Here is a 25,505-nt window from a genome sequence, read left to right as displayed (position 1 = left end):
CAGGGGTCCTCTCATGCACGCGGCAGACGCAGCGTGACCAGCTGGAACGGCCGCAGCTCGAGCTCGACGGCCTGGTCGGTGACCGTGGCACCGGCTGCCTCCACGTCCCGCTCGAGCAGGTCGACGGTCCGGGCACCGGACACCGGGAAACCAGGCACCACGGTCGCACGCGCCTTGCCGCCCAGCGACTCGTAGAGGCGGACGACGACGTCCCCGCTGCGGTCCTCGGCGAGCTTGACGGACTCGACCACGACGGCCGGGTTCGACACCGTGACCAGCGGCTCCGCGGCGTGCGCGCCGGAGACCACCCGCTCGGCCAGGTTGGTGCGGTAGCCGTCCTCGACGGCGTCCGCGATGGTCGCGCCCGCGTGCAGCACCGTGGTCATCCGGTGGTGACCCTGGTCCGCCTCGGGGTCCGGGAACAGCGGGGCGCGCAGCAGCGAGAGCCGCACCGTCGTGCCCGAGCCCCCCGGCCGGCGCGTGACGTCGTGGCCGTAGGTGGAGTCGTTGGCGATCGCGACGCCGTAGCCGGTCTCGCCGACGTGCACCCAGCGGTGCGCGCAGATCTCGAACCGGGCGGCGTCCCACGACGTGTTGGTGTGCGTCGGGCGGTAGACGTGACCGAACTGGGTCTCGGCCGCCGACCGGTCCGCCAGCACGTCGAGCGGGAAGGCGAGCTTGAGCAGCTTCTGCCGCTCGTGCCAGTCCACGTCGGTGACGATCTCGACGGCCGCGCTGCCCCGCCGCAGCGTGATGTCCTGCACCAGCCGCGACGAGCCGAACGAGCGGGTGGTCCGCACGACCACCGCGTCCGCGGTCTCGGAGACCACCTCGCGGCTGTCGGCGTCGACCAGGTCGGTGCCCACCCGGCGGTACTCCTTGTCGATGTCCCACGCGTCCCACTGGGCCGGGGCGTCGCGGTGCAGCTGGAGCAGGTTGGCCAGCGCGCCCGCGGGGATCACCTCGCGGTCGGCCACCAGGTCTCGCAGCGAGTCGATCTGCCCGCCGGCCGTGAGGTGCACGTCGACCAGGCCGTTGCGCAGGCTGACCGTGCCGTCGTCGGCGCGGACGAGGGTCACCCCGTCGCCGCCGGCCGGCTCGACGGGCGCCGCCGCGAGGGCCGGCACTCCCGAGCGCGGGTGGGGTGCGGCGTTGAGCAGCACGGGGAGGTCGCCGGTGCCGACGACGGCTCCCGCGGCGGCTCCGATCAGGCTCTCGAGCTCGGCTCCGACCGCCGCGTACGTCTCCTCGGCCTGACGGTGCACCCAGCCGATCGAGCTGCCGGGCAGGATGTCGTGGAACTGGTGCAGCAGCGCGGTCCGCCAGAGGCGCTCCAGGTCGTCGTACGGGTAGTCGACGCCCTCCCGGACCGCGGCGGTCGCCGCCCACAGCTCGGCCTCGCGCAGCAGGTGCTCGGTGCGGCGGTTGCCCTGCTTGGTGCGTGCCTGCGACGTGTAGGTGCCGCGGTGGAACTCCAGGTACATCTCGCCGGTCCACACCGACGGCTGCGCCAGCTCGGCCTCGGCGCGGGCGAAGAACGTGTTCGGGCTGCCCAGCTCGACCGTCGGGGCCCCTTCGAGGGAGGCGAACCGGTGCGCGGACGCGACCATCTCGCGCGTCGGGCCGCCGCCGCCGTCGCCCCAGCCGAACGGGACGATCGACGAGCCGGCGACGCCCTTCTCCGCGAAGTTCCGCTCGGTGTGCAGCAGCTCGACCGCGGACAGGTCGGAGTTGTAGGTGTCCACCGGGGGGAAGTGCGTGAGCACGCGGGAGCCGTCGATGCCCTCCCACGTGAACGTGTGGTGCGGCATCCGGTCGGTGTCGTTCCAGGACAGCTTCTGCGACAGGAACCAGCGCGACCCGGCCGACCGCACGATCTGGGGCAGCGCACCGGAGTAGCCGAACGAGTCGGGCAGCCAGACGTCCTGCGTCTCCACGCCGAACTCCTCGAGGAAGAACCGCTTGCCCGCCACCATCTGCCGGGCCATCGCCTCCCCGCCGGGCATGTTGGTGTCGGACTCGACCCACATCCCGCCGACGGGCACGAACTGGCCGGCGGCGACCTTCTCCCGGATCCGCTCGAACAGCTCGGGGTAGTACTCCTTCATCCACGCGTACTGCTGGGCCGACGAGCACGCGAACACGAAGTCCGGGTCGGCGTCCATGAGCGCGACGACGTTGGAGAACGTGCGGGCGCACTTGCGCACCGTCTCGCGCACGGGCCACAGCCACGCCGAGTCGATGTGCGCGTGGCCCACGGCGAAGGCGTGGTGCGCGCTGGCCGACGCCGGGGCGTCGAGCAGCGGGCGCAGCGACTTGCGGGCGGCGGCGGCGGAGCCGGCGACGTCGTCCGGGTCGACCGTGTCCAGCAGGTCCTCCAGCCCGAACCGGATGCTCGCCCGGCGGGTGGAGTCCGCCGGCAGCGCCTTCATCAGGCCGATCAGCGCGGTCAGGTCCTGCAGGAGCTCCCACACCGCGACGTCGCGCAAGGCCACGTCGACGCACTGCAGCACGTACTGCGGCTCGCTGCCCGCCGTCGCGAGCTCGCCGTACGGCGTCGGGACGAACCCGAAGTTGCTGGCGATGTTCGGGTTGCCGGCCGCCTCGACGAACACGTCGATCTGCCCGTCGCCGGTCCACGGCACGGCCTGGTTCATCGGCGAGACGCCCTTGATCGTCGTCCCGTCCGGGCGCCACACCAGCCCCTCCGCCTGGAACCCCGGGTTCATCCGGGAGAAGCCCAGGTCGATCACCAGCTCGACCACCGTGCCGTCCGCGGGCCAGCCGTCGGGCAGCTCCCCGGTGACGTGGAACCAGGTGGTGCTCCACGGTGCACCCCACGCCAGACCCGGCGCGACCGGCTGGTACTCCTGACCGACCGCCTCCCGGAACGGGACCGGTTCGCCGGGGGCCGTCCACGCGGTCAGGGTCAGCGGGACGCGGCCGCGGTAGACGGCCGGGACGATCTGGTCGGCCACGAATCGGTCGATGCGCGCCTCGGCGAGCAGGGGGTTGCCGTGCATCGTGCTCCTTAGTCGAGAAGAGAAGGTCAGCCCTTGACCGCGCCGGCCATGGCGAACGAGCCGCCGGAGAACCGCTGGACCAGCAGGTACAGCACCAGGACCGGGGTGGCGTAGAGGATGGAGAAGGCCGCGAGCCTGCCGTAGGCGACCGAGCCGTAGGTGCCGAAGAAGTCGAAGATGGCGACGGCGGCCGGCTGGTTCTCGGGGCTGTACAAAAGGACGAAGGGGACGAAGAAGTTCCCCCACGCCATCGTGAACACGAAGATGAACACGACGGCCAGGCCGGGGCGCATGAGCGGCAGGACGATCCGCACCAGCGCCTTCATCGCGCTGGCGCCGTCCACCCAGGCCGCCTCCTCCAGGGAGATCGGCACCGAGTCCATGAAGTTCTTCGTCATCCAGATCGCCATGGGCAGCGACGTGGCCGCCATGAAGAAGATGGTCCCGGGCACCGAGTCGAGCAGGCGCAGGGCCACGAAGAGCGCGTAGACCGGGACCATCATCGCGGTGATGGGCAGGCAGGTGGCGAAGAGGATCCCGTACAGGAACGACCGCCGGAACCGCATCTGGTACCGCGACAGCGGGTAGGCCGCGAGCACCGAGACGACGACCGTGATGACGGCCGTGCCCATCGAGATGACGGTCGAGTTCCACAGCGGCAGCAGGGTCTGCTCCCACGTGAACACCGACGAGAAGTTGTCGAGCGTCGGCTCGCCCGGCCACGTGACACCGACCGTCGCGGTGGGGTTGAGCGACGCCAGCACGATCCACGCCAGCGGCACCAGGAACGTCACGCCGATCAGCCCGAGGATCACCGACGAGACCCAGCGGGAGGTCCGGCCGCGTGGCGAGGCCAGCGCGGTGCGCTCCTTGAGGGTGGGCGGGACCGCCGGGGCGCTGACGGGCACGTTGACGACGGACATCAGTCCACCTCCGGCTTCAGCGCCTTGATGTAGATGATCGAGAAGATGGCCCCGACGAGCAGCGTCACCGTGGCGATCGCGGTCCCGTACCCGACCTGCGAGAACTTGAACGCCTGCTGGTACGCGAGCACCGGCAGCGTCGAGCTCGCCGTGCCCGGACCGCCGCCCGTCATCACCCAGATCAGCGTGAACACGCCGAGGGTCTGCAGGGTGGTGAGCATGAGGTTGGTCGAGATGGAGCGGCGGATCATCGGCAGCGTGATCCGGAAGAACCGCTGAACCGTGCCCGCACCGTCGATCTCCGCGGCCTCGGTGATCTCGGGCGGCACCTCGGACAGCGCGGCGTTGTAGACCATCATCGAGAAGGCCGTCCCCCGCCAGACGTTCGCCATGATCACCGCGAACATCGGGAACGTGATCAGCCACGTGGTCCCGCCGAGCCCGAGCCAGCCGAGCATCGAGTTGAGCGTCCCGTCGGTGGAGAAGAACGCGTAGAGCGCGAACGCCGCGACGATCTCCGGCAGCACCCACGCGGTGACGACCAGCCCGCCGACGATCGACCGCAAGGGCTTGACCGACGACCGCATGAGCAGCGCCAGCAGCATCCCGAGCACGTTCTGGCCGATCACCGCCGACGCCCCGACGAACAGGATCGTGAGCCAGACCGACTTCCAGAACTCGGGGCTGGAGAACAGGTTGGCGTAGTTGTCCAGGCCGACGAAGTCGGGGTTGGCCGCCTTGTAGCCCGTGAGCGCCGTGTTGGTCAGCGACCCGTACAGGGAGTAGACGATCGGCCCGGCCAGGAACAGCAGCAGCAGGAGGACGGCCGGCGCGAGCGGGAGGACCCGGGTCAGGGCGACCCGGACCGGGCGCCGCGGCCGGGGGGTGATCCCCCGGCCGCGGTCGACCGTGGTGGACAGGGCGAGGTCAGCCACGGTCAGTCGGTCGTGGTGTTGTCTTCGCCGACGATCCCGACCACGGCGGCGTCGTAGGCGGCGGCCGCGTCCTCCGGCGACTGCTGCTGCGTGGCCATCGCCTCGGCGGCCACCTGGATGTTCGACGAGATCTGCGAGTAGTCCGGGGTGGCCGGACGGAAGTGCGTCACGTCGACGAGCTCGGAGAAGAACGCGAAGGACGGGTTGTACGCGGTGTACTCCGGGTCCTCGGCGACGTCCTTGCGCACCGCGATCTGGCTGTTCTCGGTGTCGTACTTGAAGGTGTTCTCCTTGTTCAGCGCGGTGGTGATGAAGTCGAACGCCGCCTGCGGGTCCTCCGCGTTGGCGCCGACCGCCAGCGTCCAGCCGCCGGACATCGAGGTGAACCCGGGGCCACCGCCGTCCTGGGTCGGCATCTTGGCCATGCCCATCGTCTGCTCCCACTCGGGCCACGCGTTGTCGCCCGAGATCCAGCCGCCCGGCATCCACGAGCCGTCGACCGCCATCGCGAGCTTGCCCTGGGGCAGCAGCTCGGTGCTGACGCGGTTGCCGACCGCGGCGTCGAGCGCGATGTCGAGGCTGGGGGCCAGACCCTCGCCGTACACGGTGTCGAGGAACTCGAGGGAGTCCGTGAACCCCTGCGAGCCCACGACCCACTTGCTGGAGTCGGTGTCGTAGAGGGTGTCCTCCGTGCCGTACAGCAGCATCTCGAAGCCCTGCATGGTGGTGGCCTCGCCGGCCGCCTTGCCCGCGTAGATGTTCAGCGGGATGACGTCCGGGACCTTCTCCTTGACGGTCCGCGCGGCCTCGAGGATGTCGTCCCAGCTCTCCGGCTGCCAGTCCGTCGGCAGGCCCGCCTGCTCGAAGATCTGCTTGTTGAAGTAGATGCCGCGGGTGTCGGTGCCCATCGAGACGCCGTACGTCTTGCCGTCGTCGCCGAGCCCGGCCTCCTTCGCGTTCTCGTAGAACTGGTCCCAGTCCTCCCACTCCGCCAGGTAGTCGTCGATCGGCAGCAGGTAGCCGGCGGCCGCGTCGGAGCGGATCTGGAACGTGTCCTCGTAGATGACGTCCGGCGCCGTCTCGGGGGAGCCGTTCATGAGGGCGAGCTTGGTGAAGTACTGGTCCTGCTCGGCCTCGATCGGCTGCAGCTCGATGGTGACGTCCGGGTTGGCGTCCTCGAACTGGGTCTTGGCCTGCTGCAGCATGTCGTCGAGCTGGTGGAACGCGGTGGTCTTCTGGTACGCCACCGTGACGGTGGAGGCCCCGTCCGTGCTGTCGCCGTCCGCACCACCGCCGCCGCCGGAACAGGCGGTGAGGGTGGCGAGCGCCAGCACTCCGGACGCGGCCACTGCTGCCTTGAGACGCATGGATGCTCCCTTGCTCCCGTGCTTCCTCGCGTGCCGGGCTTCGTTGCCGCACGCCGGCTTCGATTATTAACGCGAAATGACGTATTAACAAGATCCTGGTTCGTCCGGATCGAGGAACGAGTGCTCAGGCGTGCAGGAGGAGGTCCGACGGACGTGGGGTGAACGCCTGGCTGAGCACCAGCCGCCCCGCTCCCACGGCACCCACCTGCGAGCCGAGCGGCGAGCCCAGGACGGCGACCGAGTGCGAGCTGCTGGGCACCCGGTGGCTGGCCACCAGCTTCTCCAGCGCCGGCATCGCGTGCCGCTCCATGCGCGACCACAGCGGTCCGCCGACGATCACCGTGTCCAGGTCGCCCAGGTCGGTGACCACGACCGCACCCATGCCGAGCCGGCGGCCGGCCGTCTCCAGCACCTCGACGGCACGCGCGTCGCCCGCGTCGGCCGCCGCGCACAGCGCGGTGAACGCCTGGTCCAGCTCGATCACGTCGCCGGCCGGAGGCAGCGGGACGCCCGCCGCCCGGCCCTGCTGCACCAGGATCCCCTCGCCCAGCACCGCCCCGAGGCACCCGCGCTTGCCGCAGTCGCACACCGGCCCCGACGGGTCCACCACGAAGTGCCCCGCCTCGCCCGCGTTGCCCGACGCGCCCCGCACCACCTCGTCGCGGATCACCAGCGACATCGCGACGCCCGTCCCGAGGTAGAAGAACACGAACTCGCTGGACCGGTGCACGCCCGGGTCCCACAGGTGGGCCGACGCCGCGGCGATCGTGTCCTTGTCCAGCAGCACCGGCAGCTGCGTCCCGGCCTGTACCGCGTCCCGCAGCGGCACGCCGTCCCAGCCGGGCAGGTGCGGAGGGTCGAGCACGATGCCGCGGTCCACGTCGATCGGCCCGGGGCTCGCGATGCCGATGCCGAGCAGCAGGGCGCGGTCGATGCCCGCCGACGCCACCAGACGCTCGATTGCCCCGACGATCCCCTCGACGACGCGCTCCGGCTGGTCGGGACGCGGCACCGGCAGGTGCGACTCGGCCACCGCGTTGCCGGCGAGGTCGAGGATCACGAACGTCATGGTCGCCGGGTCCAGGTGGACGCCGATGGCATAGCGGCCTCGGGCGTCCAGGTGGACCAGCGTGCCCGGCCGGCCCGGACCCAGTCGCGACCCCTCGCCCTCCTCGCGCACCAGCCCCTGCTCGAGCAGCCGACGCGTCGCGTTGGTCACCGTCTGCGCGGACAGCCCGGTCCGTCGGGCCAGCTGCGCGCGAGTCAGACCCGAGTCGGCGCGCCGCACCACGTCGAGGATCACCGTCTGGTTGAACCCCGCCATGCGCGGCAGGTTCGTCCCTCGGCGCACTGGTCCACCCCCGGTCACGTCCGTCGATCCGCTCGGCCGGGACATCATGTCACCGCGCCGTCCGGCCGCCGGCGGTGCTCCTGCAGGCGAGTCCCCGCGTCCGCGTCACGCCGGGGAGGTCGCCCTCCCCGGCAGGACGAGCTCGTCCGGTGGTGCCGAGGACGCGAGCAGGCTCGCCTGCGGACGGCGCTCTCGGCCGGCGGGCTCGCGGACCAGACGCGCGTCGACGACGAACCCGGCAGCCTCCAGGAGGCCCGCCACGGTGTCGGGCGAGTGCAGCCACGCGTCGCACTCCACGTCGTGCCCGTACGCGTGCGTGAGCACCCGGTGCTCGTCGGCCCCGGCCTGGAACCCGAGCAGCAGGTGACCGCCGGGCGCCAGGACCCGGCGCAGCTCGGCGACGACCGCCGCCAGCCCGTCGGGCGGCGTGTGGATGATCGAGTACCAGGCCAGCACGCCGGCGACGCCCCCGTCGGGCAGGTCGAGAGCGGTCATCGACCCGACCTCGAACCGCAGCGTCGGGTACACCGCGCGGGCGACCGCGATCATGCCCGGCGACAGGTCGACGCCGACGACGTCGATGCCCAGCCCGGCCAGGTACGCGGTGATCCGGCCCGTCCCGCAGCCGACGTCGGCCACCGGACCGTCCACACGGTCGGCGAAGTCGGCGAGCATCGCGCGGTCGAGCGGCCCCTCGGCGTCGAGGCCCGTGACCTGCCGCGCGTAGTCGACGGCCACCGCGTCGTAGGTCGCGCGCGTCGCGTCGAGGCTCATCGCGCGACCGTACCGGCCGACGGCTACGGGCCGGTCAGCCCGTGACCACGAACCCCGCCCGCAGGAGCACCTCGTCGCGCGACGAGGGCCCGACCAGCAGCTCGAACTTCCCCGGCTCGACGATCCGGCGGCCGCCGGCGTCGACCAGCGTGCAGTCCGCGACGGGCAGCGTGAGGTCGACGACGACCCGCTCGCCGGGAGCGACGTCCACCTGCCGGTACGTCTTGAGCTCCTTGGTCGCCCAGGTCACGGACGTCACGGTGTCGCGGACGTAGACCTGCACGGTCTCCCGCGCCGGCCGGTCGCCCGTGTTGTGCAGCGTGACGTGGGCGCGGACGGTGTCGTCGACGCCCAGCACCGGCTCGACCACCTGCAGGTCCGTGTACTCGACGGTGGTGTAGGACAGGCCCTCGCCGAACGCGAACGGCACCCGCTGCGTCAGGTCGGCGTACCGGGTCCCGTGCTGGCCGGGCAGCTGGTTGTAGAACACGGGCAGCTGGCCGACGTGCTCCGCGAACGAGATGGGCAGGCGGCCCGACGGCTCGATGCGGCCCAGGACCAGCTCGGCGATCGCCGTCCCGCCGCGCATGCCCGGGTTGGCCGCCCAGATGATCGCGGCGGCGTTCATGGCGGACGGCGGCAGCACGTGCGGCTTGCTCGCGATCACCACGACGACCATCGGCGTGCCGGTCTCGGCCAGCGCGTCGAGCAGGGCGACCTGCCCGCCGACGAGCTCGAGGGTGGCGGTCGACCGGCCCTCACCGACCAGCTCGATGCGGTCACCGACCACCGCGACCACCACGTCGGCGTCGCGCGCGGCGGCCACCGCCTCGGCGATCAGCGCCTCGTCGGGCTCCACCGGCAGCACCACCTGCGGGCGCGGCTGGCCGTCGGGGAAGAACGCACCCTCGGGGTCGACGCCGAGCGTGAGGATGTCCGCGCCGCGGGCGTGCGTGACGGTCCAGCCGTCCGGCACCTGGTCGCGCAGTCCGTCGAGGACCGTCTGCGTCAGCTCGCGCGGGTGGCCGTCGGGCAGCCAGTCGGCCTGGCCGGACGAGCCCGCCCAGTCACCGAGCTGCGTGTGCTGGTCGTCGGCGTTGGGTCCGACGACGGCGACGGTCTTCCGCTCCGGGCCGAGCGGCAGCGTGCCGTCGTTGGTGAGCAGGACGAGCGAGCGCCGGGCCAGGTCCAGGTTCAGGGCGGCGTGCTCGGCCGAGCCGATGACTGCCGTCTGCCGCTCCACCGACGGGTGCCGCGGGTCCTCGAACAGGCCGAGCTCGAACTTGAGCGTGAGGATCCGCGCGACCGCCGCGTCGAGCGCGGCCTCGTCGAGGAGCCCCTCCCGCACGGCCTCCTGCGCACCCTCGAAGAAGCCCGGCGTCGTCATGACCATGTCGTTGCCGGCCCGCACCGCCGCGGCCGACGCGTGCGTGTAGTCGGGCTGGATGTGCTGCTCCCACACCATGCGGCCGACGTTGTCCCAGTCCGTGATCAGGGTGCCCTCGTAGCCCCACTCGCCGCGCAGGACCTCGTTCAGGAGCCAGTCGTTGATGGTGATCGGCATCCCGTCCATCGACTGGTACCCGAGCATGAACGTCCGGCACCCCTCGCGGGCGACGCGCTCGAACGGGGGCAGGAACCACGAGCGGAGCTTGCGGCGAGAGATGTCCGCCTCGGACGCGTCGCGGCCGCCCTGCGTCTCGGAGTACCCGGCGAAGTGCTTGGCCGTGGCCAGGATGGCGGTCGGGTCCGCCAGCCCGTCGCCCTGGTACCCGCGGACCATCGCCGACGACAGCTCGCCGATGAGGAACGGGTCCTCCCCGAACGTCTCGCTGACCCGGCCCCAGCGCAGGTCCCGGGCGATGCAGAGCACCGGGGAGAACGTCCAGTGGATGCCGGTCGCGGCGACCTCGACGGCCGTCGCGCGCGCACCCCGCTCCACCAGCTCCGCGTCCCACGTGGCGGCCATGCCGAGCTGCGTCGGGAAGATCGTCGCGCCCTCCCAGAAGGAGTGCCCGTGGATGCAGTCCTCCGCGATGAGCAGCGGGATCTGCAGGCGGGTCTGCGCGGTGAGCTCGTGCGCCTGGCGCACCCGCTCCGGGGACGTGTGCAGGATCGACCCCACGTGCAGGTGCAGGACCTGGTCCTCCAGCCCGTCCTTGGCGTTGAGCTGCATCATCTGCCCGACCTTCTCCGGGAGCGTCATGCGCCCGACGAGGTCGGCGACGCGCTCGGCGACGGGGAGGGCAGAGTCCTGGTAAGGCGCGGTCATGGCGAGGTCCCGGGTGTCGGATCGATTCGACGGTGATGTCTGCGGGACACCCTAGAGGAGCGTGCGACGACGGACGCGGAAGAGGTGAAGATCCTCATCCGCGGGGCGTCACGACTGCTGACCGACTGCAGCCACGAGCCGGCGCACCACCTCGTCCGGGTCGGACTCCCACTCGGTGGCCAGCACCTGCACCACGCGCCACCCGCCGGAGCGGAGAGCGGTCGGCTGGGTGACGCGGCGCTCGTCGAGCGAGTGCGCGACGAGCCGGGCGGGCTGGTCGACGAGCACGCCGACGGTGTGCTCGCGCGCGCCGGGCGGGCGCAGCGCCAGGTCGGCGCGGAAGGCGGACTGGCCGACCCCGGCGACGACCTCGACGCCGGCGGCGCGCACGGCGTCGGCAATCTGCTCCACGATGGGCGCGACCGGCTCGGCCACGACGCGTCCGCTGCGCTCGCGGAGTCCGGCGAGCACGCCCGCCGCCGCGGCGGAGTCCCCGTTGGAGACCGCGTCGGCGTAGTGCAGGAAGCCGCGCAGGGTGTTCGCGCCGTCGTTGTAGGTGTTGGTGATCGCGGTGTGGTCGATGCTGCTGACCAGCACCATGTGCCGGCGGGCGCGGCTGAAGATGACGTTGAGCCGCTTCTCCCCGCCCGCGTTGTTGATGGGCCCGAAGTTCATGCGCATCCGCCCGTCCGGCCCGGCGGCGTAGCAGACGCTCATGAGGATGACGTCGCGCTCGTCGCCCTGGACGTTCTCGAGGTTCTTCACGAACAGCCCGACCACCTGGCCGTCCTCCTCGCGCGCGACCTCGGCGTCGTAGCGGCGGGCGAACTCGGCGTCGTCGCGACCGAGGCGCTCGAGGGCACGCTCGATCTCCGACTGCTGCGCCTCGGAGAACGCGACGATGCCGAGCGTCTGGCCGGTCTCCCGCGCCAGCAGCTCGCGCACCAGGTGGGCGATCCAGACGGCCTCCTGCGGGTTGGTGCGCTGGGTGTAGACGCCGTCGAGGACGCGCATGGCGCTGATGCTGCGCTCGAGCAGGCCGTCGACGGCGGCGGCCACGTCGTCCGGCGTGGGTGCGTCGTCGACCGTCACCTCGAGCGGGCGCGCGCGGACGTGTGTCAGGGTCCGGTCCGGGATCGTGGTCAGCCGGCCCTCGTAGAACGCCGCGTTGCTGAACTGGATCAGGGCCTCGTACTGGCTGCGGTAGTGCCAGGTGAGCATGGTCGACGGCAGCCGCACGGACCCGACCGCGAGGAAGCTGTCGGAGTCGAGGACCACGCCGACGGGCGCGTCGTCGTCGGTGACCGGCTCGTCCGAGGCGGGCGTGCCCACCTGGAAGTACCGCGTCGGCGGCAGCTGCATCCGGTCCCCGACGACGATCACCTGCGCGCCGCGGAACAGCGCGGGCACGGCCTCCTCGACGGGGATCTGGCTGGCCTCGTCGAAGATGACGACGTCGAACGACGTCTCCAGCGGCAGGGTGTCCGACAGCGACGACGGGCTCATCAGCCACACGGGCCGCATCGCGGCGACGACCACGCCGGGCTCGGCCGAGGCGAGGTGCCGGATCGACTTGTAGGCGCGGACCTTGCCGAACTCGTGCTCCAGCTCCCGCCGACCGGCCATCCACGCCGCCTTGAGCGCGCGGTCCTCGGCGTGCATGCCCGTGACGCTGCGCTGCGAGTGCGCGACGGCCTGCGTGAAGCGGGCGCGCAGCCGCGCGGTCACCACCTGCGCGTTCGCGCGCTGCAGCTCCGGGGCGCGCTCGGCCACCCGGTCCAGCAGGTCGGCAAGCCGGTCGCCGTCGAGCCGGTTCAACGCGGGCTCCTGCGACCGGGCCTCCCGCATCGACGCCGCGACGACGGCGTGCTCCAGCTGGTCCGGGGACGCGTCGAGGTGCCGCAGGGCGCGCAGCACGGTGGGCGCCGCGGCCAGGTCACGCAGGGTGCCGGCCGCCGCACGGACGAGCGCCTGGCCGTCGGGGCCGGTCAGGCCGCGCAGCTCCTCGCGCAGCACGCTCATCGGGAGGTCGTCGGCACCTGCGACCAGACCGGCCAGGCACGTGCGGACCGCCTCCACCAGGTCCGGGAGCCGGTCCAGGACGTCGTCGGGCTCGGTGTCCGCCAGCCGGGTGCGCCACACCGCGAGCGCGCCCGTGTACCGCCGGATCGCGGTGATCCGGTCGCTGAGCACTGCGAGGTCGCCGTGCCCCCAGTCGCGGGCGAGCTTCTGCGAGAGCGCGTCGGCGCGGGCCGCGGTGTCGTACCGCGCGACGAGCAGCTCGAGCGCCTGCGTCACGGTCGGCCGGACCAGCCGGTCGCCCGCGTCGAACCCCGTCGCGACCAGCCGCTTCACCCGCCGCCATCCGCCGTCGAGGAACTTCAGGGCGGACGGCTCGCGACGCCGGGCGATGTCGAGGGCCGCCGCCGCGTCGGGCGCCGAGAGCGGCTCGCGCCAGCCCGCCGCCGCCCGGTCCGCCGCGTCAGCCGCCGCCTCGACCTCGCGCCACGCCACCGTCGCGTCCTGCAGCCGCCGCGCGGCCGGGGTGCGCGTGGTGACGGCCGACCCGAGGTCGCGCTGGACGAGCGGGGCCAGCACGGCGTGCATCTGCCCGACGGCGTCGGCGTCGTCCACGGTCAGCCCGTCACCGTCGTCCGACGCGCCCGCCGCGACGAGCACGGCGAGCACCGCGTCGACGGCGTGCACGGCCTCCTGCGCACGCTGGGCGACCACCGCGTCGGCGCGGGACTCGTCGAGGATCGCGGGATCGAGCAGCCGGACCGGGGTGCGCGCGAGCACCGGCGCCGCACCCGCACGGGCCAGCGCGGACACCAGCGCGTCGACCAGCGGGCGGGCCGGCACCCAGTCGGACGGCTCGGGCAGCAGCGCCTGCTCCGCGGGCGTCAGGTCGTCGCCCCAGCGGAAGCCGCGCAGCGCGATCAGCCGGTCCAGCACGTCCTGCACACCGGACAGCGCCTGCTCGTAGGCACCGACCTCGGCCAGCGCGGTCGTCGTCGCCTCGATCAGCGCCGCCCGGCGGGCCTCGACGGCCTCGAGCGGCTCGTCGTCGGCCAGCCACCGCTCGTACGTGTCCCGCAGGCCGTGCACGAACTCCTTCTTGTCCTGCTGGCTGTCGTGCACGAGCGTGCAGATCTCGCCCAGCCCCTGCGCCCGCAGCCGCGCGTGCACGACGTCGAGGGCCGCGCGCTTCTGGCACACGAACAGCACGCGCTTGCCGTGCGCGACGAAGTCGGCGACCAGGTTGGTGATCGTCTGCGACTTGCCGGTGCCGGGCGGTCCCTGGATGACGAAGTTGTCCCCGGAGCGGGCCAGCGCCACCGCGCCCACCTGCGACGCGTCCGCCGGCACCACCAGGTACCGGTCGGCCACCGGGACGGTCGCGCCGTGCTCAGCGACGTCCCGCGGGGCGGTCGAGAACAGCTCGTCGAACGCGGCGTTCGGCAGCGGCTGGGCCAGCAGGGAGTCGTAGTCGCGGACCAGGCTGAGCGTGCGGTAGTTGAAGTTGGCCAGCGTGACCATCGTCAGGTCGACGTCCCACGTGTAGGGGTTCTCGTCGGCGGCCGTCTGGAGCGAGAACGTCTCCACCATGTGCTGCGGCGCGGGTGCGTCGCCCAGCTCGACCGACAGCGGGATGGGCCGCCGCTGGATCCGGTCGGCGTAGATCTGCACGCCGAGCGGCGCCCAGCCCGGACGCCGGTAGGAGTAGGCGTACTGACGACGGCCGAACGTCGGCCGGCTGGACGGGCGGCGTCGCCGGTAGGACTGCAGCGCGAGCTGGGCGCGGTGCCGGACCAGCTCGATGCGCGGCTTGTCGACGAGGCCGACCACCACGGCCGGCTGCGTCGCGCGGGCCTGCTGCTCGATGGTCGCCCGCAGCTCCTCGACGGCGCCGTCGGCGGCCAGGTCGACGGTCTCGGGCAGCCGCAGCCCGAACAGCTCGTCCAGCTGGTGCCGGAGCACCGGGTTGACCTCCGCGACCGTGCTGGTGAGCTCCAGCCGGTACGCGTCGCGCACGCCGCGCTGCTTGGTCAGCGTCACGGGCGCCAGGACCAGCGGCGACTCGATCGGCGTCGTCGGGTCGTTCTTGACGTCGTGCCAGCGCAGGAACGCCGCGACCAGCCGAAGCTGGTCGCGCCCGTACTCCGCGCGGTCGCGGCGCGCCGACGAGATCAGCGCGTCCAGGGCCGCGGCGGCATAGGGGGCGTCATCCCAGCGGACCAGCGAGCCGACGTCGAGCACCTTGCCGCCGACCAGCCGAGCGGACGCCGGGCCACCCCACGTGAACAGCTGCGACGCGCGGATGTGCCGCACGTCCAGCACCAGCGGGACGGACGCCTCGGTGAGGTTGATCGTCCGGCCGGTGGGCCGGAAGTGCAGCAGCGGGTTGCGCCGGGACGCGTCGAAGAGCCGGTCGCGCAGGTGCGCGAGAACGGCGTCCCGTGAATCGCCCCGGCCACCGAGCACCCGGTCCAGGTCGAAGTCCTCCGGCTGGTCGCGGTACGACTCCAGCCGCGCGATCACGTCGGCGAGGTCCTGCGCGCGGCGTCGCCGGTCGGGCGCGATCATCGAGCTGGCCACCGTCGCGAGCACCGGGTGCAGCCCCGGCGCCAGCGCGAACAGGTTGTTCCGCCGCTGCTGGAGCTGCGCCGCGTCGTCCTCCTCCGCCAGGTCCAGCCCGCACACGAGCGCGACGAACAGCTCGCCCAGGCTGGCGACGTCGGTGAGCTCGTCGTGGTGGCCGACGAGGTGCTCCCACCGCTGCCATCCGGCGACGATGCGGACGGTCGCCTCCTGGTGGTCCACCTCGACCGCCCCGGTGACCTCGGCGGCCGCGAGCGCGGACCGGTTCCGGACCGGCGGCCCGGCCAGGGACTCGTCGATCGTCACGGGGTCGTCGCCGTCGTCGTCGAGCGCCGCGAGCCCCCGCAGCGGCGCCACGCGCCCGGTCTCGTGCAGCGCCTGCACCGTCCGGAACAGCGGCAGCAGCAGCCCGAGGACGTCGTCGGGAGGCAGGCCGCCCCGGTCCACCGCGCGGGAGATCAGCCGGCGCATCACCGCACCGCCCGTGGGGCGTCCGCCGACGCCATGACCCGTGCCATGGCCCGGTCCCCCAGGTCCAGCTCGGCGCCGATCATCGTCAGCAGCTCGTCGCCCAGCCCGACCCGGCGGGCGAGCGCCAGCACCGCGCCGAGGTCGTCGGCGCCGCCCTCGTCGTCCGCCGTCGCGAAGTCGAGCAGCACGGCGGCGAGGTAGGTGCGGGTCTCGGCACCCAGCGCGGTGGGCATGTCCGTGATGACGGGGGTCCCGCCGACGACCACCCCGAACCGGCGCGCGAGGTCCAGGGCCTCCTCGCTCCGGACGGCGTCGTCGGCCACCAGCATCCAGACCAACGACCGCGTCACCTCGGCCAGCCGGTCCTGCCCGAGCACGTCGAGCACCGCGAGGTCGAGCTGCGGGCCGAGCGCGGCGGCCACCATCGCGTCGGCACCCGGGCCGCGCTCCGCCCACTCCTGCAGCGCCCAGGCCCGCAGGACCGTCTCCGGGTGGGTGCTGCCGGAGCTCGGGACGCTGTAGTCCACCTCGGCGGCCTGCCGCAGGTACGCCGCGGAGTCGACCTTCGCCAGCCCGGTGACCACCTTGACCAGCCCGCTCACCGTCGTGGTCAGCGAGCCGCACGCAAGCATCCCGCCGCGGTCGGCCACCAGCTCGGTGGCCAGCCGGTAGCGCCGAGCGGTCTCCAGGTACTCCGACGGGCTGCGGGCGTCGGACTCGGCCGCGTCGAGCAACCGGGCCGCCGCGAGGTAGCGGCCGTCATCCGCGGTCCACAGCACGTGGTGCGCCAGCTCGTGGCCCGCGACCGCGCACAGCTCCTCGGTGTCGAGCAGGTTGAGGGTGCCGCCGCTGAGCACCAGGACCGCGCGGTCGGGCACGAACACCAGCTCCGCCGCGGAGCCCTGGCCCCGCTCGTCGACGTAGATCTCGATGGGCAGCACGACCCCGAGCGCGTCCGCCGCACGCTGCACGGCGGCATGCACCTCCGCGTGCGCCACCGGGTCCACCCGGTACGTCTGCCGCAGCAGCACCTGCTCGAGCTCGCCCGTCGGCACCGTCGGGTAGAGGGACCGGAACGCCACGGGGTTCTCGCGCTCGAGGATCGTCGCGACGTCGCGGTGGTACGCCAGCGGTCCCCAGATGGTCACCCGCACTCCCTCCGTCGCGCTCGCTCGTCGTGGCCTCGGCGACGATAACGCGGGAGGGGGACATCGGCCCCGCCTCGGCCTAGGACACGTCGGCGCGGACGACCGCGCTCCCGACAGGCCGACGTCCCCGACGAGCCGCCGGGCGGCGGCGGCGACGCCGGATGACCCACTCCGCCACGGCGAGGTTCAGCACCCAGGCCAGGGCCATGAGCAGGGCGCGGGCCGTCACGCTGGTCAGCCCGATCACCAGGAACGGACCCAGGATCAGCGCCTGCGTGCCCGCACCCTGACCGATGGCGTAGCCGCGGGTCATCCAGGCGCTGTGCGTGACGACGTCCCGGCGCACGATGGCGACGACGCCGAGCACCAGGAACGCGACCATCGCGGTGCCGAACACCAGCCGGACCACCTCCAGGAGCGGCCCGTCGGTCGCGGGCAGGTCGGAGAAGCTCGCCATCCAGAGTCCCGACAGCGCGGCGGCGATCCCCGCCGGGGCGACCACGCGACCGGCCAGCCGGTGCCAGCGCGGCCGCCGACGACGCAGGCCCGGGTGGAACTGGAACGCACCCAGCAGGCAGAACACGCTCGCGGACACGATGTGCACCACCACGGGCAGCGGCATCGAGACGAACCGCGCGTTGTCCGGGGTGACCGCCGGGTCGCTGCCCAGCTCCGCCAGGCGCACCGAGCCGGCCAGCATCGGGACGAGGCTCAGGAGGATGAGGCCGGTGGGGATGAGCCAGTCGCGTCTCTTCGTCATGCCGCGAGCCTCACGGTCAGGGCCGTGGTGGGACATCGGCCGACGAGCCGGTCCTGGATCGTCCGTTCGGCCGAGGTGAAACCCTGGGGCCGGTCCGGTCGTTCACCCCTCGACGGCCACCCCTTCCGGACGGAGAACCCATGAACCCGCTCGTCTGCCCCAAGTGCGGCTCGGACATGCGCGCGTACGAGCGCAACGGCGTGACCATCGACCAGTGCACCGGCTGCCGGGGGATCTTCCTGGACCGCGGCGAGCTGGAGAAGCTGACCGACGCCGAGGCCTCCTACTACGGCTCACGCCCCGCGCCGGCCGCCCCGGCGCCCGCCCAGTACCCGGCGCCCGCCCCGGCCCGGTACCCCGACGACCGCTACCGCGACGACGACCGCTACCGGGGTGGCGACCGGGACGACTACTACAAGAAGAAGAAGAAGAAGCGCAGCTTCCTGGACGACCTGTTCGACTGACCCGCCCTGCCGGTCACGGGCACGTGTCGGTGGCCGGCTCGTCGGCGAAGCGGTCCGTGGTCCACGCGACCAGCTCGGGGATCAGCGGGGAGTCGGCCTCGACCAGGGGGACGTGGCCCCGACCGGCGTAGGTGCGGTAGTCGACCGGGTAGCCGGCCGCGCACCGGTCGTCGACGTAGGCCTGCTGCGCGGTCGGGGTCACCAGGGCGTCGTCGGCCCCCTGGGCCACCAGCAGCGGCGCCGCGATGCGCCCGGACGGCACGTTCTCGACCAGGCGGTCGAGGAACACGCCGCTGCTGGGGTCACCGGACCAGATCGGCTCGTCGAGGGCCACGGAGGTGAGCGCGGACACGAGCACGCCGGGTTCGGCGAGGCACCGTTCGGCCATCTCGCGCGTGATGATCCGCGCGCCCGGCCGCACCAGCTCGTCGAAGCGCACGTCCGGGTACTCGGCGGTGTAGCCCTCCACCACGTAGGACGCGAACAGCGCACCGCCCGTCACGCTCTCGACCACGTCCACCAGCGCGGGCAGGTTGCTCGCGGGCGCCAGGGCGGCGACTCCCTCGATCCGCAGCTCGGGTGCGTAGGTGGGCGCCAGCATCCCGGACCACAGCGCCGCGTGGCCGCCCTGCGAGTGCCCCCACACGACCGTCTCGTCGGCCAGCTCGACGGCGGTGAGCTGGTGCGCCGCGCGCACGGCGTCGAGCACCGAACGGCCCTCGCCCTGGCCGATCAGGTACGGGTGCGGCCCCGCGGTGCCCAGGCCCGTGTAGTCGGTGGCGACCATGGCCCAGCCCTGCGCGAGGACGTCGTCCTGCACGAACATCGCGCCGGCGCCCAGCCCGTCGTCGAGCACCGAGGGCGCGCACCCGCTGGCCGCTCCCGTGGTGCCGTGCGCCCACGCGACCACGGGGCGGGGCGTCGAGGAGGCCGGTGCGACGACGAGGGCGCTCGCGACCGCGGGCCGCCCCTCGTCGCGCGTGGTCGTGTAGAGGATCCGCCACGCACCGGCGCCCACGGGGATCTCCGCGCTGGTGAACGGGGCGCTCCGGAGCAGCTGGCCCGGAGCGGACGGCACGACGTCCGGCGGGTCGTAGAAAGCATCCGGACGAGGGACGCCGCGCTGGACCACCACGCTCGCCAGCACCAGGACGACTGCCACCAGCGCGCCGAGCACCGCACCCGTCAGCCGCCACCAGCCCGCGCGCGGAGCGGCCCGGCGAGGCCACAGCCGACCGAGGTCGGCGTCCTGCCCGCGCACGCCGGCCACGATCTCGCGCACCCCGACGATCACCAGCCGCACCGCGAACACGACCGCGACCACCAGCACGGTCACGTCCGGCCACGCGAGCGCCAGCAGCCCGAGCACGATCGCCGTGGCGCCCCCGACCACCGCGTTCGCGCGGGCCGTCCCGTGCACCCCGCGAGCGCGCGCGAGGTCGAGCACCCCGTCGACCAGGAGCGCCGCGGCGAGCACGAGGGCGAGCACGCGGATCGTGACGCCCGGCCACACCACCACGGCGACCGCGGCGGCCAGCGAGACGGAGCCGCGGACCACCGACCACCGGTCCCCGTCGGCCAGCTCGTCGATGCCGACGACCACCAGCCCGACCACGACGAGCACCACGAGGACGGCCAGCGAGGAGAACGGCCGGACCGCGAGCACGGCGCCGAGCAGCACCGCCACGATCCCGAGGGTCAGTCGCAGCCGGCGGGAGACCGAGTGGTCGTCGCGGCGCGGCACGAGCCGAAACTAGTCCCCGTCCCGGGTCGGTCACGGGCACCGTCTGGCGTGTCGGAGGTCTCCGGCACAGTGGGCGCATGGACGTGAGGACGGCGGTCGAGGCGCGGGTCGGTTCTGGCGAGGTGCACGGTGCGGCGTGGCTGGTCGACCGGGCCGGGGACGTGACGAGCGGCGCCGCGGGCATCACCGCGCCGGACACGATCTTCCGCATCTCGTCGGTCACCAAGCCCGTGGTCGCGGCGCTCGCGGCGCAGCTGGTGGAGCAGGGGCTGCTGTCGCTGGACGACCCCGTGGACCGACTGCTCCCGGAGCTGGCGGACCGCCGCGTGCTGCGGAGCCCCGACGGTCCGATCGACGACACGGTGCCCGCCGACCGCCCGATCACCGTCCAGGACGTGCTCGAGTTCCGGCTCGGTCTGGGCATGGACTTCACCGGTCCGTTCCCGGGCACGGTGCTCGGCGCGCTCGCGGAGCTCGGGATGCCCGTGGGACCGCCCGCACCGCAGGCCGCGCCCGGGCCGGACGAGTGGATGCGGGTCGTCGGCAATGTGCCGCTGTCCCACCAGCCGGGTGCCCGGTGGCTCTACAACACCGGTGCGCAGGTGCTCGGGGTGCTCGTCGCCCGCGCCGCCGGGCGGCCCCTGCCGGAGCTGCTGGCCGAGCGTCTGCTCGACCCGCTGGGCATGACCGACACCGGCTTCCACGTGCCACCCGACCGGCTGGGGCGGTTCGGGCGGCAGTGGCTCGGGTCCGACGTCTACGACGAGCCCGACGGGCAGTGGGCCGCACCGCCCGCGTTCCCCGACGCCGCCGCCGGGCTGGTGTCGACGGTCGCGGACCTGCACGCGTTCGCGGCGAGCCTGCGGACGGCGGACCCGTCGTGGCGCACCGCGCGCCACGGCGACCACGGCGGCGGGGAGGGCTGGGGACTGGGCATCGGCGTGAAGGTCGTCGACCTGCCCGACGGGCGGCACGCCGGCACCTACGGGTGGGACGGCGGCCTGGGGTCGACGTGGTGGACGGACCCGGTCACGGACACGATCGCGATCCTGCTCACCACGGACGCCTGGACGTCCCCACAGCCGTCGGCCGTGTTCGAGGACTTCTGGGCCGCCGCCTTCTAGACGAGCTTCTCCACCAGCGCGATCACCACCGAGTCGTTCCAGCCGTCGATCCCCTCGAACACGACGGTCCGCTCGGGCGAGTCCATCCAGAGCTGCTCCAGCCGCCGGAACTCGTCCGCGTCCCCCTCGGCGCTGACGGCCCAGGTGAACTCGGCCGTCTCCCGGTTCAGGTAGGCCGACTCGACGGTGAACCCGAACTCCGCCCGCGCGGGCACCAGGCGGGCCGGCCACCACGCGAGGAAGTCGTCGAGAAGGTGCGGCTTCACGTCGTAACGGCGGAGCTGGACGGTGCGGGGCACGACGGGTCCTCTCGGTCGAGCGGTCGGGTGGACCCATCGTGCCCCGTGCCGCGTCAGCCCACCGCGCGGTCGGCCACCTCGAGCGAGTACCGGTTGACGTGCGGTCGCAGGCCCAGGTTCTCGCGCAGGGTCGCGCCCTCGTACTCGCGCCGGAACAGCCCGCGGTCCTGCAGGATCGGCACGACGGTGTCGACGAACAGGTCGAGGCCGCCCGGCAGGTACGGCGGCATGACGTTGAAGCCGTCCGCGGCCCCCTGCTCGAACCAGGTCTGGATCTCGTCGGCCACCTCGGTCGGCGTCCCCGCGAACGTCCGGTGCCCCCGGCCCCCGCCCAGGCGCCCGATGAGCTCGCGGACGGTGAGGTTCTCGCCCTCCGCCAGGTCCCGGACCAGCTGGTAGCGGCTCTTGTTGCCCTCGATGGAGTCGACGGGCGGGATGGGCGGCAGGGGTGCGTCGAGCGGGTGGTCGGTGAGGTCGACGCCGAGCATCCCGGACAGCTGCCGCAGCGCGTAGTCCGGGGAGATCAGGTCGGTGAACTCCTGCTCCAGCGCACGCGCCTCGGCCGTGGTCGGCGCGATGAACGGCACGATCCCGGGCAGGACGGCCAGGTCCTCAGGGCGCCGGCCGTACGCGGCGAGCCTGCTCTTGAGGTCGGCGTAGAAGGCCTGCCCCTCGGCGAGCGTGCGCTGCGCGGTGAACACGGCCTCGGCGTACTGCGCGGCGAAGGCCTTGCCCGCCTCCGACGAGCCCGCCTGGACCAGCAGCGGGCGACCCTGCGGGGAGCCGGGGACGTTCAGCGGGCCCGCGACGCGGAAGTGCTCCCCCACGTGGTCGGCGCGATGCACCTTGCCGGCGTCGGCGAACACGCCGGCGGCCGGGTCGAGGCGGATCGCGTCCGGCTCCCAGGAGTCCCAGAGGGCCAGCGCCACGTCGAGGAACTCCGTCGCGCGCCCGTAGCGGTCGGCGTGGGCGCGGACCTTGTCGAGTCCGAAGTTGGCAGCCTCGGCGTCGGTCCCGGACGTCACGATGTTCCAGCCCGCCCGGCCCCCGCTGATGCGGTCGAGGGACGCGAACGCCCGGGCCAGCGTGTAAGGCTCGTAGTAGCTGGTGGACGCCGTCGCGATGAGGCCCACGTGGGTGGTGGCCCCGGCGATGGCCGTGAGCAGCGTGATCGGCTCGAACACCGCCTGGCTGTTGCGCGCGACGTTGGGTCCGACGGCCAGCCCGTCGGCGAAGAACACCGAGTCGAGGCGGCCGCGCTCGGCGATCCGGCCCAGCTCGACGTAGTGCGCGACGTCGAGCGCACGCGAAGGGTCGACGCGCGGGTGGCGCCAGGCCGCCTCGTGGTGGCCGACGCCCATGAGGAAGGCGTTCAGGTGAAGCGTTCGAACGGGGGTGCGGGTCATGGTGGCTCCAGGTCAGGAGGTCGGGCGCCAGCGCGACAGACGGCGCTCGGCGAGCAGGAGGACGGCGTTGATCGACAGGCCGACGAGGGCGATCGTGATGATCCCGGCGTACATCGCGGGGATCTGGAAGTTCTGCTGCGCGGCGGTCACCAGGTAGCCGAGGCCCGCGCGGGCACCGACCATCTCGGCGGCAACGAGCACGAGGATCGACGCCGCGCCGGCCATCCGGACGCCGGTGAAGATCGTCGGCACCGCGGCCGGGAGCGTGACCTTGGTGAACAGCTGCAGCGGCCGCAGGCCCAGCGACCGCGCGGACTTGAGCAGCAGCGGGTCGACCGTGCGGACGCCGGTGATCGTGCTGAGCAGCACCGGGAAGAAGCAGGCGTAGACCACCAGCGCGATCTTCGACGTCTCCCCGATGCCCAGGATCAGCACGAACACCGGCAGGAGGGCCAGCGCGGCGGTGTTCCGGAACAGCTCGAGCACCGGGTTGAGGAACCGGGCGACCGCGGCCGAGCGCCCGATCAGCGCGCCCAGCGGGATGGCCGTCGCGATCGCGATGCTCAGCCCGATCAGCGCCCGGGTCAGGCTCGCCCGCAGGTGCTCGGTCAGCTGTCCGCTGGCCACGAGGTCCGAGAGCGCCCCGAGCGACGTGCTCAGCGGCGGCAGGAAGACCGCGTCGACCAGGCCGATCCGCGGGGCGACCTCCCACAGGGCGGCGAAGAGCAGGATCGCGGCGCTGCCCCGCAGCACCTTGCCGAGCAGCGGCAGCACCCGCGCGGGTCGAGCCTCGTCGACGCTCAGGCCGGCGCGCCGGCGGTAGTCCTCCGGGGCGGGGTCGAGCGTGGACTCCGGCCTGGTCAGGGTCGAGCTAGACATGAGCGACCTCCCGGTCTGCCGGCTGCTGCAGGGACGACCAGACGCGGTGCCGCAGGCGGCCGAACGCCGGGTCGGAGCGGACGTCCTCGCCCGGGACCGGGTCGAGGTCGATGTCGATCAGGTCGCTGATGCGGCCCGGCCGCGGCGACATGACCGCCACGCGCTGGCCCAGGTAGACGGCCTCGTCGATGCCGTGCGTGATGAACACGACGGTCTTGCCGGTGGCCCGCCAGATCCGCAGGAGCTCGTCCTGCAGCGACTCGCGGGTCTGGGCGTCCAGGGCCGCGAACGGCTCGTCCATGAGGAGCACGCGCGGGTCGACCGCGAGCGCCCGGGCGATGGCCACCCGCTGCTTCATGCCGCCCGACAGCTCGTGGGGGTACCGGTCCGCGAACCCGGTCAGGCCCACCAGGTCGAGGTGCTCGTCGGCCAGCCGCGGCCGCTGCCGGCGCGGGACGCCGACCGACTCGAGGCCGAGCTCGACGTTCTTGCGGGCGGTCCGCCACGGCAGCAACGCGTACTGCTGGAACACCACGGCACGGTCGGTGGCCGGTCCGGTGACCGGCTGGCCGTGCAGCAGGATCCGCCCGCTGGTGGGTGTCGTCAGGCCGGCGACGAGGTCGAGCAGCGTCGACTTGCCGCAGCCGCTGGGTCCGACGATCGCGAGGAACTGACCGTCGGGCACCTCCAGGTCGAGGTCCTGCACGGCGGTGAACCGGGCGCTGCGACCGGCGTCGCGGACCACGAAGTCCTTGCGCACGCCGTCGAGCACGAGCGCCGCGGTCATGACGTCGCCTCGCCGTCCGGGCCGCTGTCCGGCTCGTACGTGCCGTTGCTGTAGGGGTTGTCCTCGTTGGTGTAGAGGTCCTCGGGGTCGATCTGCCCGTCCTTCAGCGTGCCCTCGCGGACCAGCCAGTCCACCCAGATGGAGATCTCCTTCGGGTCGATCACGCCACCCGGACCGGCCACGCCGGCGCTCTTCCAGTACTGCACCAGCTCGGTGTTCTCCTCGCGGCCGCGCCCCTCGATGATCGTCTCGAACCGGTCGATCACCACCTCGCGCGGGTTGGTCTGCGTCCAGCGGATCGCGCGGGCGACGCCCTGCACGAAGTCCGCGACGGCCGCGGGGTTCTTCGCGATGAAGTCGTGGCGGAAGACGTAGGAGCCGTACGTGAACTCGCCGTACAGCGAGGTGTCGGTGAACAGCTCGTGCAGCCCGCCACGCTCGAGCGCGCTGTCCCGGAAGACGCCCCCGAGGGTGCCGACGTCGATCTGCCCCTCGCGCAGCGCCTGCTCGGTGGACACCGGCGGCACGACGACGAGCTGCACCGACGCGATCTCGTCCGCGGTGAGCCCCTCCTTCGCCAGCCACTCCCGGACCACGAACTCGTGGTGCGCGCCGAGGGTGTTCATGCCGACCTTCTTGCCGACGAGGTCCTGCGCGGAGCGGATCGGGCTCCCCTCGAGCACGTAGTAGCCGTTGTAGGCGACGTCGTCGGAGCCGTAGTAGCCGATGACGGACGTGATCGGGGAGCCGGCGGCGACGAGCTTGGCGATGGCGCCGTTGAACGCGCCGCCGAAGTCCGTCTGCCCGGTGGCGGCGGACTGGATGTCCTGCGGTCCGCTCGTCGTGTCGCCCACCCACTCCAGGGTGACGTCCTCGAGGTAGCCGAGGTCGTCGGCCAGCTCGGGGAGCGTCACCTGGCCGGCGTTGCCCTGGTAGCGCAGCGTGACGGGCGCCTCGGGGTCGGTGGGTGCGGCGGCGGCGGTGCAGCCGGTGGCGAGGGCGACGACGGTCACGACGAGGGCGACCGCGGACGCGAGGCGGTTCGGTGGTGGGGTCGACAAGGACACGGGTGTCTCCGGTGGGTAGGCAGCAGCGCCCCGCCGGCGAACGCCGGCGCGGTCAGGGAGGGGTGACGATCAGGGCCGCAGCGCGGGGGTGACCGGGCCGGGCGGGGGT

At 73.0% G+C, this 25,505-nt stretch carries 18 protein-coding genes; 2 read left to right on the top strand and 16 right to left on the bottom strand.

The features are described from left to right. Positions 1-11: 11 nt before the first annotated feature. The 10 genes from CXY01_RS11860 to CXY01_RS11815 all read right to left on the bottom strand — a co-directional run bounded on the left by CXY01_RS11860 (position 12) and on the right by CXY01_RS11815 (position 17,626). Entirely contained in the window at positions 12-3,023 is a 3,012-nt protein-coding gene (locus tag CXY01_RS11860) for an alpha-mannosidase (protein ID WP_146927646.1), read from the bottom strand. Between the two features lie 26 nt (positions 3,024-3,049). Beyond that, entirely contained in the window at positions 3,050-3,946 is an 897-nt protein-coding gene (locus CXY01_RS11855; protein WP_146927645.1) for a carbohydrate ABC transporter permease, read from the bottom strand. Beyond that, the gene (locus tag CXY01_RS11850) at positions 3,946-4,881 is read right to left on the bottom strand and encodes a carbohydrate ABC transporter permease (protein WP_222594545.1); all 936 of its coding nucleotides are present in this window, start codon (positions 4,879-4,881) and stop codon (positions 3,946-3,948) included. The genes CXY01_RS11855 and CXY01_RS11850 overlap by 1 nt, the downstream gene beginning before the upstream one ends. Before the next feature lie 2 nt (positions 4,882-4,883). Continuing rightward, positions 4,884-6,248, bottom strand: a complete 1,365-nt coding sequence (locus CXY01_RS11845; RefSeq protein WP_146927644.1) for an extracellular solute-binding protein — start codon at positions 6,246-6,248, stop codon at positions 4,884-4,886. A gap of 124 nt (positions 6,249-6,372) precedes the next feature. After that, positions 6,373-7,599 carry an ROK family transcriptional regulator gene (locus CXY01_RS11840; RefSeq protein ID WP_186813388.1) on the bottom strand — a complete coding sequence of 409 codons (1,227 nt, stop codon included), beginning with the start codon at positions 7,597-7,599 and terminating at the stop codon, positions 6,373-6,375. 105 nt (positions 7,600-7,704) lie between these two features. After that, positions 7,705-8,373: a class I SAM-dependent DNA methyltransferase gene (locus tag CXY01_RS11835; protein ID WP_146927642.1), complete on the bottom strand. Its 669-nt coding sequence runs from the start codon at positions 8,371-8,373 to the stop codon at positions 7,705-7,707. Between the two features lie 34 nt (positions 8,374-8,407). Further along, complete coding sequence (locus CXY01_RS11830; RefSeq protein WP_146927641.1) at positions 8,408-10,645, bottom strand: exo-beta-d-1,3/1,6-glucosidase; 2,238 nt, start codon at positions 10,643-10,645, stop codon at positions 8,408-8,410. Between the two features lie 108 nt (positions 10,646-10,753). After that, positions 10,754-15,718 (bottom strand): AAA domain-containing protein, encoded by a 4,965-nt coding sequence (locus CXY01_RS11825; RefSeq protein WP_146927640.1) that lies wholly within the window; start codon positions 15,716-15,718, stop codon positions 10,754-10,756. Continuing rightward, entirely contained in the window at positions 15,718-16,866 is a 1,149-nt protein-coding gene (locus tag CXY01_RS11820; RefSeq protein WP_146927639.1) for a M48 family metalloprotease, read from the bottom strand. Before CXY01_RS11820 ends, CXY01_RS11825 begins: the two co-directional genes overlap by 1 nt. Before the next feature lie 79 nt (positions 16,867-16,945). Then, positions 16,946-17,626, bottom strand: a complete 681-nt coding sequence (locus tag CXY01_RS11815; protein WP_146927638.1) for a DUF2306 domain-containing protein — start codon at positions 17,624-17,626, stop codon at positions 16,946-16,948. A 140-nt stretch (positions 17,627-17,766) separates the two neighbouring features. Between CXY01_RS11815 and CXY01_RS11810 the strand changes: the two genes are divergently transcribed. Next, positions 17,767-18,090, top strand: coding sequence for a TFIIB-type zinc ribbon-containing protein (locus tag CXY01_RS11810; RefSeq protein ID WP_146927637.1), 324 nt, complete (start codon positions 17,767-17,769; stop codon positions 18,088-18,090). A 13-nt stretch (positions 18,091-18,103) separates the two neighbouring features. Here CXY01_RS11810 and CXY01_RS11805 read toward each other — a convergent pair whose 3' ends face one another. Further along, on the bottom strand, positions 18,104-19,834 hold the full coding sequence (locus tag CXY01_RS11805) for a lipase family protein (protein ID WP_146927636.1): 1,731 nt from the start codon (positions 19,832-19,834) through the stop codon (positions 18,104-18,106). Positions 19,835-19,911: 77 nt separating this feature from the next. Here CXY01_RS11805 and CXY01_RS11800 point away from each other — a divergent pair, with 77 nt between their 5' ends. Then, complete coding sequence (locus CXY01_RS11800; RefSeq protein ID WP_146927635.1) at positions 19,912-20,958, top strand: serine hydrolase domain-containing protein; 1,047 nt, start codon at positions 19,912-19,914, stop codon at positions 20,956-20,958. Here the strand turns inward: CXY01_RS11800 and CXY01_RS11795 are convergent. The 5 genes from CXY01_RS11795 to CXY01_RS11775 are packed head-to-tail and all read right to left on the bottom strand — an operon-like array spanning position 20,955 to position 25,396. Beyond that, on the bottom strand, positions 20,955-21,257 hold the full coding sequence (locus CXY01_RS11795; protein ID WP_146927634.1) for a hypothetical protein: 303 nt from the start codon (positions 21,255-21,257) through the stop codon (positions 20,955-20,957). The two genes, CXY01_RS11800 and CXY01_RS11795, sit on opposite strands and share 4 nt — an antisense overlap. Positions 21,258-21,310: 53 nt before the next feature. After that, entirely contained in the window at positions 21,311-22,663 is a 1,353-nt protein-coding gene (locus CXY01_RS11790; RefSeq protein ID WP_146927633.1) for an LLM class flavin-dependent oxidoreductase, read from the bottom strand. Positions 22,664-22,675: 12 nt separating this feature from the next. Further along, positions 22,676-23,542, bottom strand: coding sequence for an ABC transporter permease (locus CXY01_RS11785; RefSeq protein ID WP_146927632.1), 867 nt, complete (start codon positions 23,540-23,542; stop codon positions 22,676-22,678). After that, positions 23,535-24,329 (bottom strand): ABC transporter ATP-binding protein, encoded by a 795-nt coding sequence (locus tag CXY01_RS11780; RefSeq protein ID WP_146927631.1) that lies wholly within the window; start codon positions 24,327-24,329, stop codon positions 23,535-23,537. Before CXY01_RS11780 ends, CXY01_RS11785 begins: the two co-directional genes overlap by 8 nt. Next, on the bottom strand, positions 24,326-25,396 hold the full coding sequence (locus CXY01_RS11775) for an ABC transporter substrate-binding protein (RefSeq protein WP_246125270.1): 1,071 nt from the start codon (positions 25,394-25,396) through the stop codon (positions 24,326-24,328). The genes CXY01_RS11780 and CXY01_RS11775 overlap by 4 nt, the downstream gene beginning before the upstream one ends. Between the last annotated feature and the right edge of the window lie 109 nt (positions 25,397-25,505).

Origin of the sequence: Cellulomonas xylanilytica (assembly GCF_007989805.1) — a bacterium.
Classification (GTDB): domain Bacteria; phylum Actinomycetota; class Actinomycetes; order Actinomycetales; family Cellulomonadaceae; genus Cellulomonas; species Cellulomonas xylanilytica.
This window is presented reverse-complemented; position numbering and strand designations above follow the sequence as displayed.

What these genes read in the sequence shown, in the direction of transcription:
- CXY01_RS11860 (WP_146927646.1), bottom strand. Translation starts at nt 3,023, where the DNA reads ATGCACGGCAACCCCCTGCTCGCCGAGGCGCGCATCGACCGATTCGTG.
- CXY01_RS11855 (WP_146927645.1), bottom strand. Translation starts at nt 3,946, where the DNA reads ATGTCCGTCGTCAACGTGCCCGTCAGCGCCCCGGCGGTCCCGCCCACC.
- CXY01_RS11845 (WP_146927644.1), bottom strand. Translation starts at nt 6,248, where the DNA reads ATGCGTCTCAAGGCAGCAGTGGCCGCGTCCGGAGTGCTGGCGCTCGCC.
- CXY01_RS11835 (WP_146927642.1), bottom strand. Translation starts at nt 8,373, where the DNA reads ATGAGCCTCGACGCGACGCGCGCGACCTACGACGCGGTGGCCGTCGAC.
- CXY01_RS11830 (WP_146927641.1), bottom strand. Translation starts at nt 10,645, where the DNA reads ATGACCGCGCCTTACCAGGACTCTGCCCTCCCCGTCGCCGAGCGCGTC.
- CXY01_RS11825 (WP_146927640.1), bottom strand. Translation starts at nt 15,718, where the DNA reads ATGCGCCGGCTGATCTCCCGCGCGGTGGACCGGGGCGGCCTGCCTCCC.
- CXY01_RS11815 (WP_146927638.1), bottom strand. Translation starts at nt 17,626, where the DNA reads ATGACGAAGAGACGCGACTGGCTCATCCCCACCGGCCTCATCCTCCTG.
- CXY01_RS11810 (WP_146927637.1), top strand. Translation starts at nt 17,767, where the DNA reads ATGAACCCGCTCGTCTGCCCCAAGTGCGGCTCGGACATGCGCGCGTAC.
- CXY01_RS11800 (WP_146927635.1), top strand. Translation starts at nt 19,912, where the DNA reads ATGGACGTGAGGACGGCGGTCGAGGCGCGGGTCGGTTCTGGCGAGGTG.
- CXY01_RS11790 (WP_146927633.1), bottom strand. Translation starts at nt 22,663, where the DNA reads ATGACCCGCACCCCCGTTCGAACGCTTCACCTGAACGCCTTCCTCATG.
- CXY01_RS11785 (WP_146927632.1), bottom strand. Translation starts at nt 23,542, where the DNA reads ATGTCTAGCTCGACCCTGACCAGGCCGGAGTCCACGCTCGACCCCGCC.
- CXY01_RS11780 (WP_146927631.1), bottom strand. Translation starts at nt 24,329, where the DNA reads ATGACCGCGGCGCTCGTGCTCGACGGCGTGCGCAAGGACTTCGTGGTC.